The organism is Halomonas sp. KM-1 (assembly GCF_000246875.1).
GTDB classification, from domain to species: domain Bacteria; phylum Pseudomonadota; class Gammaproteobacteria; order Pseudomonadales; family Halomonadaceae; genus Halomonas; species Halomonas aerodenitrificans.
Genome location: NZ_BAEU01000112.1, coordinates 1 through 10,684, shown reverse-complemented (window position 1 = coordinate 10,684; position 10,684 = coordinate 1). Strand labels below are relative to the sequence as shown.

Genomic DNA, 10,684 nt, shown 5'->3' with positions numbered 1-10,684 from the left:
ATATCGCGAGGTGCCGTAGCTGGCCACCAGGGCCTCGGCCTCCTGCGGGCGCAGCGGCGGCAACTCGATCAGGGTGAGCGGCAGCTCCGGCAGCTGCGGGCGCAGGCGGCTCTCCAGCGGGTCCTGCTCCAGGCGCGAGGTGAACAGCCAGATCACCGGCGCTTCCTGGGTACCCTGCAGCAGCCCGGTGAGCGTGGCCAGCAGCGCCTCGTCGGACCAGTGCAGGTCCTCCACCACCACCAGTTGCGGGCGATGAATGGAGCGCGCCAGGAGCAGATCGCGCAGTGCCAGCACCAGGCGCTGGCTGCGGGTCGCCGGGGTCATGGCCGCATAGAGCGACTGCGCCTCCTCCGGCTGAGGCAAGCCCAGCAGCGGACGCAACAGCATGGCGTGATCCATGGGAAGGCGCAGCGCCGAGAGACGAGCCAGCAGATGCGCCTCGGTTAGTTCTTCACCCTTCACCTCACCGGAAGCTTGCAGCAGCGAACGCGCGAGCTGCATCAGCGGGCCTTCGTCGGCACGGGTACCGAAGTCCAGCACCTCGGCCTGATGATGATCGGCATGGGCCGCGGCCATTTCGGCAAACTCGGCGCTGAGGCGCGTCTTGCCGATGCCCGCCACCCCGCGGATATAGATCAGATGACCGGCCTGGTAAGCCTGGGTGCTCTCGAGAATGGCTTGCAGCTGGCCCAACTGCACCCGGCGCCCCACCAGCTCGAAGCGAGCATCATGAGCCTCGTCCCGGGGTTGGCGATAGCGCAGCCACTCCCCGCCTTCATCATCGAAAACGAAGCGCTCCGTCAACTGCACCGCCACCCCACGCTCGACCCACACACCACTCTGCCCACCCGACATGGAAAGTGGCACAGCCGTAGGCCAATGGCCGGCCTGAAGATAAACGCCGCGGGCCACCCCCTGCTCCACCAGGGTGGCGGCACACAACAGGCCACGCTGCGCATCGCTGCGGTAAGCCCGGGGCAGCCCGAACAGCGCCGTGCCGCCTTCCTCCAGGCTGCCGCCGAAATGCTGCACCCAGCTCGCCAGCGCCGAGGGATCGGCCGCCACGGCATGTAGCTGGATCAGTACACGGGCGCTCTCCATCTCCTCGATATCGGCAGCGACAACGGCAGCCTCCTCGGCCTCCGCCGACAGCTCCTCGACCTCGACCTCATAGATCTCGGCCAGGTGGCGCGCGGTACGATACAGCACCGCCTTGCCACTCTCCGCCCGCTTGATGGAAGCGGTGGAGACGCACAAGCGCCGATCAAAACAGTACTCGGCCAGCGCCTCCTGACTCAGGCCCAGCCGCTTACGGTGCTGCTTCAAGCGCTCACGATCCAGCCGCAAGCGTCCGTCTTGGGGGATGGTCACTGGTGGGCTCCTTGGCCAATGAAAACATGAGGAAGGTTATTTTTAATTTCAATACCTGTGTTCAGGCAAATCTCTCGAGCTAAAATATTCAATACCAACCCCAAAATTCAACTCACCACTCTCTCTTCCACCGTGAATCGAACCAACACCATAAGTATTTGGGTGAGACTTATTCCTAAATTGATCAGACACCATGCGAGATGGGTATGGAATTTCTTCTCTTGGAAGAGCTTCCATTCTCCCGTAATCCACCCCCGCCGGATTATAAGCAAGATAAACATTGCGATAATTCCAAGGATTCCCCTCATAAATATTTTCGTTATACTCGAAGTGCTTTGAACCTATGCGAGCTACGTTTTCTGAGTAAAAACCAGACAGCTCAACAAAAGTGGACCCCAGATTTCCATTCAAATAAGGAATTTTCGGCTCAAACCCTCTATCCTTAGAGGTCACGGCAAAAAATACCACTGTATTGTTTTTATTAAATACGACCTGCAAATAAAATTTATCAAAGGAATAAATATATTCAAACAAACCTTTTTCGTTATCATGATTTTCACTTACGGGACTACCAAACACCGATTCCACGTGACTTATACTAACCCCCGCATTTATAAGCTCTAGCCCATCCTCAGCCCTCCTCTGCTCTATATAATTTCCATAAAAACCGTGAACATCATTGAGGTAGCCAATAACAGCCATGAGGCCCATCAAAAAAATAACAACAAATTTAAACCACTTTAAATGCGCGCTCAAGAACGCCCCCTTCAAATAAAATCATAACCGAGAGACCATACCTACGATATTATATCAATGCCATATCGAGGCCCGACATTCCTATAAATTAATGATCTCTTTTTATCGGTACGCTCCAGATTCCGACAAGGATTGCCCACAGACTGTCAACGAATGATTTATCCACTACTCTTTTTCTGCTCGCATCAACAAACTTCACAACGCGGGACATTACACTACCAGCCAAGAATGTTAGTTTTTTCATCCAACCGCACGCGCATGTTAACCACCTACTCGTCCTCTTATCCAGCTAATAGCTTCGTCAATGTCCGAGATAACCGTACAAGGAAAATCTTTTTCCAGCCCTAGGTGTTTCTGTTGCAACATTGTTCTCAGCGGCTTCTCTGTCATGAATGCATTACAATAGCCGACTGCGGCCGCAGCATGCTTAAAATCATAGAAGTCATTTGGCGCCAATTTTCTTCCTTTATCCCAGCGCACTGCCGCATGACATAGCGCAGGAATATGCAGGCTAGGCATCATTAATGCCACACGCTTTTTTGTAACCAGGCTCCCAAACACAGTGTGTAATTTGTACTCTTGGGCTCGCCTCTCATTGTCGGTAAGTGAAAGTGAGCTATTGGACTCCCTTGCATAACTATTCTCTAACCACATACGGGGGATATGCATAAACAGGCTCAAAGCACCACGAAACTCATCAAGATATACCTGTTTGAATTTTCTTACTTCCGATTGATGCTGACGGTTCAGCTTGTTCAAGTGCTCTGCCGTATCCGAGAAAGCGTCTCGCACTAAATCTTCATTGCTTTCCAACAACTCAATCATGTCTACAAGCGAAATCTGCCACATATGATCAAAAAATGCTTTCTGAATTACTAGCTCGTCAGTTGAATCAAATGGCGTTGATGATGGATGAACAACCCCAAGTACATAACTAAGTTTTGACCAAACCAGCTCTGTTGGCCCGTGAAATTCGGCATCCATATTCGAGAGCTTGGCAAATACGCTGATAAGTTCCTGCCCCACTCGCTGCTCATAAGGAACAAGCGTGACCCCATGGCTGAACTCATCAATTAGCGCTGCCGTTGCCCGGCGCGTTTTCAAGTCCTGCTGCTTAAGCAATTCAAAAAAGACGGATTCGCTGATTGGAAAAACAATAGCTCCCTGCTGAACAGCAGCCCTGATTTCGCGCAGCAATTGATCCGATGCAGACTTCGTTGATCTACCCATATCAGCATCTCGAAGGAGTATCCAGAATCGTTTATCTAAATAAACCTTTTCAACACCGCAAATTGAATTCCATAGTTCGACCATCTTGGCTTTGACGTAGCGATCAATAGAAATCTCTGGATGCCTCTGATGAAAACGAATTGACTCTGCTGGCGATTTGCAGCTTACTTTTCGCACAAAAAAAATCCCTAATGGTAACTTACACTATACTCAGCACCATGTCGAAGCGTAAGGTAGGTTTTCTTAGCAGCCCACCAGCTTGTCACAGCATAGCTCCACCTTCTGAAGTGGAGCTGGTTTTTCCAGACAGGAAAAGCGAATCCTATGCCTGAACCGGCTCTTGCTGAAGCCACTTCTCAAAGGCTCGACTCTCAGGCCTACCTTCCTTTGCTGCATAATACACAAGACGCAGATGGCGGTCTTCGTCGATAGACAATGAAGTATGCTCGAACTCCACTTGCCCAACCGTGGGTATCTGCAAGTGGCGAATGCCTTGGCATGGACCATGGATATCCTGCTGTTGCCACCAAGCCTTGAATTCAGGCGATACGTTTTCTAGTTCCGTCACCAAGTCGGTGATATCAGTATCATGTATGGCGCGCACAAAGTCACGACGAAAGCTCGATAAAATCTGTAGCGCTTGCTCATCCCAAGGAGAAAACAGCTCACGCATGCCGAGACTAGTAAACAGCATCCACAAGAAATTACGCCTATCGGCGGGTCGACTTGAAAAACCAAACACCCGGTCTGCGGCTGAATTCCAAATCAACACATCCCAGCGCAGATTAAGTACATAGGAAGGTCGTGAAGGGATGTCATTTAACAACCGATTTATCAACGGTGGAACCACACAAATGGCATGGCCTAGCTCCGGTGGCAGCCGCTGATGAGCTAGCAAGAAAAGGTGACGGCGCTCAGTCTCATCCAACTTGAGCACTCGTGAGAGGTTATCGAGAAAAGCAGAAGATGCCTTAATATCCCGCCCTTGCTCCAGCCACGTGTACCAAGACAAGCCAACCCCAGCCAAGGCTGCCACCTCTTCGCGGCGCAGCCCCGGTGTGCGCCGCCGGCCACCAGCAGGCAATCCCACCTCTTTCGGTGAGATTCGCTCGCGGCGGCTACGAAGAAATTCAGCCAGCTCTGCCCGGGTGTGCTGGGAGGGTGTCTGAGGTGCGCTCATAGGGTTACCTCAAGTAATAGCATAAACGGTCAAATTGTACCCTTCGAGAAACCGAAGAAGAATACCCATTCCTGGCTGACGAACCTGGGCCAGGACTCTTGCTTGATTAAGAGTTTACACATTGATGTGTCATCAATCTGCAAAGGGGTCAACAGGATTTACCAGTCACTTCTTCGCGATCAGCTAGAGACTCTGAAGTCCTCCAACCAGTATCGAACCTTCACCACCCTCAGCCGTCTCTGCGGCCAGTACCCGTTAGCCAAGCTGAGCGATCATCACCCAGAGCCCGTAGTCATCTGGTGCAGTAACGACTATCTGGGCATGTCCCAGCATCCGTGCGTACTTACCGAGATGCACAGGGCGCTAGGGGTCTATGGCGCCGGCTCAGGCGGGTCACGCAATATTGGTGGGTCTCACGAAGTGTACGCACGCCTGGAGGCAAGCCTCGCCGACTGGCACGGTAAGGAAGCTGCTCTGGTTTTCCCTACCGGCTTCGGCTCCAACGACGCCACCATCCAATGTCTTCTACGCCGCATTCCCAACTGCGTGGTGGTCAGCGACGAACTGAATCACGCCTCTATCGTGAACGGCATCCGCTCGACGCCCAACGAGCGCCAGATCTTCCGTCATAGCGACGTAGCCCATCTAGAGCAGATACTGTCCAGCTATCAACTGGATCGACCAAAGCTTGTGGTGTTCGAGTCAGTTTATTCGATGGACGGAGACATCGCCCCCATCGAAGAGATCGTCGCCGTTGCCAAGCACTACAACGCGCTCACCTACCTCGACGAAGTACATGCCGTTGGCATGTACGGCCCTCGTGGCGCGGGCATAGCGGCTGAACGCGGCCTTACCGATCAAGTAGATATTATTCAAGGCACCATGGCCAAAGCCATCGGGGTAATTGGTGGCTATATTGCCTCGACTCATGTGCTTGTCGATGCCGTGCGCTCCTTCGCTACCGGCTTCATTTTTACCACCTCGCTTCCTCCGGCAATAACCGCTGGTTGCCTAGCCAGTGTCGAGCATTTGAAGGCCAACAGTGCGGAGCGGGAGCGGTTGCACGCTCAAACGGCCAAGCTGCGCGCATACCTCCAACAACATGACATCCCAGTCATGCCCTGCTCACAAACGCACGTACTGCCGGTGCTGGTGGGCGAGGCGAAGCGCTGCAAATCTGCGGCTGAACGCTTACTGCATACCCACGGTGTGTACTTGCAGCCGATCAACTATCCATCGGTACCGGTAGGTACCGAGCGCTTCCGCGTGAATGCCACACCGAACCACAGCGACGCTCAAATCGAGCATTTGGCGGTATCACTACGCGAGACATTCGAGCATTTCTCCATTCCGCTTGCGTCCCAAGTGTTCAGTGCGGAGGTGGCCTGATGGATCTGCCCTTCCTTATCGTGCGCCCTGCGATGGTGGCCGACCTGAACAGGCTAGTGGAGCTGCGTGCTTACTTGCTGGATGGCACTGAAGCCATGTATTCGAGCAAGACACCAGAAGACTCAATGCGCTGGCGCGCGGCTTACCGCACTTGGCTGAGCAGCCACTTAAACACAAGCAATTGCGTGCATGTTCTCGCCGCAGAACACAAGGAAACTGGTGAAGTGCTTGGCTGTGCAACCGCGATTATCGATCAACGTGCACCAGCTCCCGGATGCCTTAACGGCTTGTCCGGCTGGGTACAGTCGGTGGTGGTGGAGCCGCAATGGCGTAACCGTGGCATAGCCCGGCAATTGATGCAGAACCTGCTGCGCTGGTTCGCCAGCTGCAGCGTAGGCTCCGTGGTGCTTCAGAGCACCGAGGCTGCCGACAAGCTGTACCAGACACTGGGCTTCGTCATCAGCGACGAGCGCCTACTGATCCATCAGGAGGCCTCGGCATGAAAATCCTTGTCATCGGCCTAGGCTACGCCGGCAAGCGCTACCAGCACGCCTTCGAGCATATCGCCGCGAGCACTGACCTGCCGCTGTCGCTGGCCTACGTCGGGCGCCGGCAGAAACCGACCGAGCTGCCCTATTTCAACAGCGTTGACCGGGCGCTGCAGGAGTTTGCACCGGATATCGTCGTGGTCAGCGTCAACGACCACAGCCATGCGCTAGTGCTGCAACAGCTGGCCGGTTATCGAGGCTTCGTGATCTGCGAGAAGCCACTGGCCACGCCGCAGGACAACCTGGACAAGCTGCTCGGCGCACTGAAACACATCAGTGGCTTTGCCCTGGATCTGGTGGAGCGCTACTCGGACGCCAGCCGGCAATTGCGCGAGTGGGTCGAACGCTACGACTGGCAATTGGTGCGCGCCAGCTTCCACTGGGGCAAGGATCGCATCAACGACTACCGCCCCACCTGCGGTGTCACCAGCGAAGTGATCCATGCCCTGGATCTACTTGGTTGGATCTGCCCGCGCGCCAGCCAGCTCAAGGTGCATGGCGTACTAGGCGTGCGCTCGGACTTTTCGATCTCCGGCAGCGAGGTGCTCGACACCCTACAGCTCACTGCCAGTCTGGGTGAGGCGCGAATTACCGGCTACGCCAGCTTCGTCAACATCGCACGCCAGCGCACGGTGGACTTCAGCTTCGTTGATCGCGATACCCGGCTGATACACGCACGCCTAGTGTTCGACACGCCGCGCTGGGACCACGACCAGCTTCGAATCTGGACACGCAACGCCAATGGAACCGAGGACTTGCTGCACGAGTTCGCAGCCGCCCCTCACGAGCCTGGACTCGACACTCTGCACAAACTCTCGCGTCTATGCCGGCAGGTGGTTCACGCAGTGGCACTCAAGGAACAACCACCCCAAGCCTTCGCCGATCTCGAAGCCGCCATGGAGCTACAGCGCCTGCTTAACGAGCTCGACAACCACGCCCAAACCCCACCACCGGTTCGCTACGTCCATGGCGAAACACGCGTGCTGCTGGCCGAGGACAGCGACTTGGAAAGCCTTGGATAGCTCACTCACAAGGAGAAAGACTATGTGTGGAATCACTGGATGGCTGTCCTACAGCCAGAACATGGAAACGCAACGCGGCACCCTCCAACGCATGACCGACACTATGGCCCTGCGCGGACCGGATGCCGGTGGGCTGTGGATCGACGGTCCAGTCGGCCTAGGACACCGACGCCTGTCGATCATTGACTTGGAAGGTGGCCGTCAACCAATGACAGCCATGCACGGCGGCCTGCGCGAAGTGGCCGCTATCACCTACAGCGGCGAGGTCTACAACTTCCGAGAGCTGCGCACCGAGCTGCAGCAACTCGGACACCAGTTCGAGACCCGCAGTGATACCGAAGTGGTTCTACGCGCCTATGTGGAATGGGGCGAAGCCTGCGTGGATCGTCTCAATGGCATGTATGCCTTCGCCATTTGGGATCTGCGCATCCAAGAACTACTGCTGATTCGCGATCGCATGGGTGTCAAGCCACTGTACTACTTCCAAACCTCCGACGGTGTGGTATTCGGCTCCGAGCCCAAGGCTCTGCTGGCCAATCCCCTGGTGCCGCGTAAAGTGCGCGCCGATGGCCTGCGAGAAATTCTGGAAATGGTGAAAACGCCGGGGCATGCCGTATTCGCCAGCATGAACGAAGTGATGCCAGGCGAGGTAGTGCGAATCAACCGCCAAGGCCTATACCGCCGCCACTATTGGAAGCTGGAAGCACGTGAGCATAGCCACTCGTTGGACGAGACCATTCGCCATACCCGCGACCTGCTGGAGGACATCGTCGAGCGCCAGATAATCGCTGACGTACCGCTATGCAGCCTGCTCTCAGGCGGGCTCGACTCTTCAATCATCACCGCGCTGGCTTCGAAGAAACTGCTGGCAGCCGGCAAGGAGAACATTCGCTCCTTTTCCGTCGACTTCGTTGATCACGGCAGCGGCTTCACCAGCGACGCCGTGCGCGGCACGCCGGATGCCCCATTTGTCCGTGATCTAGTGGAGAAGATCCGCTCCAGTCACCAGGAAATTGTCCTCGACAGTCGCGAACTGGCCGACCCAGCGCTACGTGCGCAGATCGTTCGCGCCCTCGACCTGCCTCCGGCCTTCTGGGGGGACATGTGGCCGTCGCTCTACCGCCTGTTCCAGGAGGTGCGCCGGCAATCGACAGTGGCACTGTCCGGGGAAAGCGCGGACGAGGTATTCGGCGGCTACCGCTGGTTCCACGACCCTGAGGCGATCCAGGCCCACACCTTTCCCTGGCTGACCTCAGTCACGGGCAAATATTTCGACGGTAAGCCTCTGTTCGATCAGGGACTGCTAGCACAGTTGGACATGCAGAATTTCCTGCATGACAGCTACTCCCAAGCGATCTCCGAAGCACCGGTACTGCCGACCGAAAGTACGATAGACCAGCGTATGCGCCAGATGAGCTACGTCAACCTGACGCGCTTTGTGCAGACCCTACTGGATCGCAAGGACCGCATGAGCATGGCCGTCGGCCTCGAGGTGCGGGTGCCCTTCTGCGACCACCGGCTGGTCGAGTATGCCTTCAACATTCCTTGGGCGATGAAGGCCTTCGACGGGCGGGAGAAAAGCATCCTGCGCGCAGCGACTCGCGACCTGCTGCCGAAGTCGATCAGCGAGCGGGTCAAGAGCCCCTACCCCTCGACCCAAGACCCTGCCTATGAACAGGCCCTACGCGATGCCCTAGCCGCCATCCAAGCTGATCGAAACGCGCCGGTGACGCCGCTCCTCGACAGAGGCCGACTCCAGCAAACACTTGCCAAGCCGCTCGGTAGCGTCTCGCCCATGTACGAGCGCATGGGCATGGAGTTGGCGGTCGGCCTCAACAGTTGGCTGAACGAGTACGACGTGAGTCTCGAACTCTAGCCCTCACAAGATGTGGTCCTGACTCGGGGCCACATCCTTTCCCTTAAATATTACCTGGACCCCAAGTGAGCAATGAGTATGAATACTCCTAACCAATCTTCCGTTTACCTAATAGCCTTGGGAGCCTTTGCCCTCGGCATGGCCTCCTACGTTACCGCTGGGCTGATTCCTATGATCGAAGCCTCATTCGCGGTATCCGTGTCGATGGCTGCACAATTGGTTACTGCCTTCACCCTCGCCTATGGACTGGGCTCTCCAATTTTTGTTGCCTTGACCCCAGCCCATCGACAGCGTGCCGGCCTGCTCTTGTCTCTAGGCCTGTTCGTCATCGCCAATGCCGCGAGCGCACTGGCCGAAAGCTTCACTGTGCTCATGATCTGGCGCGCCATTGCAGGCGTAGGTGCCGGCGTATACCTAGCCATGGGCATTGGCGCCTCTGCGGCAGTTTCCACCCCAGAACACCGCGGCAAGGCCATTGCAATCATTATGGGCGGCATGGCCAGCGGTGTGGTGCTTGGCGTACCGCTCAGCCTGTTGTTTGCTGAGCAGATGGGATGGCAATCGGCACTTTGGCTTGTCGCCCTACTCGGCTTGATTGCCTTTGTCGGCTTACTGCTAAAACTCCCAGCCCTGCCCGTAGCGACAGCCAGCTCGCTAAGACAGAAGCTGACGATTCTCAGCGACGGCCATGTACTGGTCATTCTGACGGTCTCCCTGCTTGCGGCCATTGCCAGCCTAGGCATGTACACCTTCATCGCTCCGCTATTGACTGACCCGGCCTATGGCGCCGTGCGCTCAGTCACACCCTATCTCTGGGTCTGGGGTATTGGCGGCGTACTCGGCAGCTTCTTGGTCGGGCCACTTGTTGATCGTCTCAAGGGACCGAATGTGACCTTTGCCATTATGTTGATTCTTGCAGCATCGCTATTTGTCCTACCGGTTTCAGCCGCGCTAAGCACCTGGTTGGTGATGCTACCGATCGTTCTTTGGGGTGCCGTTGGTTGGGCCTTGCAGGTGCCGCAAAATAACGAACTCATCCGGGCCCGCCAAGCTAAGGGCGACGGCAATTTAGCCATTGCCCTGAACGAATCAGCGCTGTACCTGGGCAGCGCCATTGGTGCAGCAGCCGGGGGCTTCGTACTGCTGCTGCAGCTTCCTGTCTGGTCACTGGCCGCATGCGCTGGCGGTGTAGCAGCGTTGGGTGCTCTTCTGCAGATCGTCAATCTGCGCCGGCAGCCAACGCTGGTAGCCGAGACGCAAGCCGGTTCCTGTAACTGAGAATCGAGAGAAAGAAATTCCCTATGGTTGGTAT

The 10,684-nt window shown here is 56.1% G+C and carries 9 protein-coding genes; 5 read left to right on the top strand and 4 right to left on the bottom strand.

Going from position 1 to position 10,684, the window contains the following annotated elements; genetic code table 11:
* From B8115_RS12670 to B8115_RS12660, 4 genes are all read right to left on the bottom strand, one after another.
* A partial coding sequence (locus B8115_RS12670; protein WP_010628178.1) for an AAA family ATPase occupies positions 1-1,371 on the bottom strand: 1,371 nt, incomplete at its 3' end.
* Positions 1,372-1,419: 48 nt separating this feature from the next.
* Complete coding sequence (locus B8115_RS23335) at positions 1,420-2,127, bottom strand: ETEC_3214 domain-containing protein (RefSeq protein WP_141638586.1); 708 nt, start codon at positions 2,125-2,127, stop codon at positions 1,420-1,422.
* Positions 2,128-2,388: 261 nt separating this feature from the next.
* Complete coding sequence (locus B8115_RS23330) at positions 2,389-3,534, bottom strand: hypothetical protein (protein WP_141638585.1); 1,146 nt, start codon at positions 3,532-3,534, stop codon at positions 2,389-2,391.
* A 145-nt stretch (positions 3,535-3,679) separates the two neighbouring features.
* Entirely contained in the window at positions 3,680-4,537 is an 858-nt protein-coding gene (locus B8115_RS12660; protein ID WP_026038098.1) for a helix-turn-helix transcriptional regulator, read from the bottom strand.
* Positions 4,538-4,639: 102 nt separating this feature from the next.
* Here B8115_RS12660 and hemA point away from each other — a divergent pair, with 102 nt between their 5' ends.
* The 5 genes from hemA (at position 4,640) to B8115_RS12635 (ending at position 10,650) form a co-directional block, all read left to right on the top strand.
* Positions 4,640-5,926 (top strand): 5-aminolevulinate synthase, encoded by a 1,287-nt coding sequence (gene hemA, locus B8115_RS12655; protein WP_010628175.1) that lies wholly within the window; start codon positions 4,640-4,642, stop codon positions 5,924-5,926.
* Positions 5,926-6,429: a GNAT family N-acetyltransferase gene (locus tag B8115_RS12650; protein WP_035591014.1), complete on the top strand. Its 504-nt coding sequence runs from the start codon at positions 5,926-5,928 to the stop codon at positions 6,427-6,429. Before hemA ends, B8115_RS12650 begins: the two co-directional genes overlap by 1 nt.
* Entirely contained in the window at positions 6,426-7,496 is a 1,071-nt protein-coding gene (locus B8115_RS12645; RefSeq protein WP_010628173.1) for a Gfo/Idh/MocA family oxidoreductase, read from the top strand. Before B8115_RS12650 ends, B8115_RS12645 begins: the two co-directional genes overlap by 4 nt.
* Positions 7,497-7,518: 22 nt before the next feature.
* Entirely contained in the window at positions 7,519-9,372 is a 1,854-nt protein-coding gene (gene asnB / locus B8115_RS12640; RefSeq protein WP_010628172.1) for an asparagine synthase (glutamine-hydrolyzing), read from the top strand.
* A 78-nt stretch (positions 9,373-9,450) separates the two neighbouring features.
* Positions 9,451-10,650, top strand: coding sequence for an MFS transporter (locus B8115_RS12635; RefSeq protein ID WP_010628171.1), 1,200 nt, complete (start codon positions 9,451-9,453; stop codon positions 10,648-10,650).
* Positions 10,651-10,684: the final 34 nt, after the last annotated feature.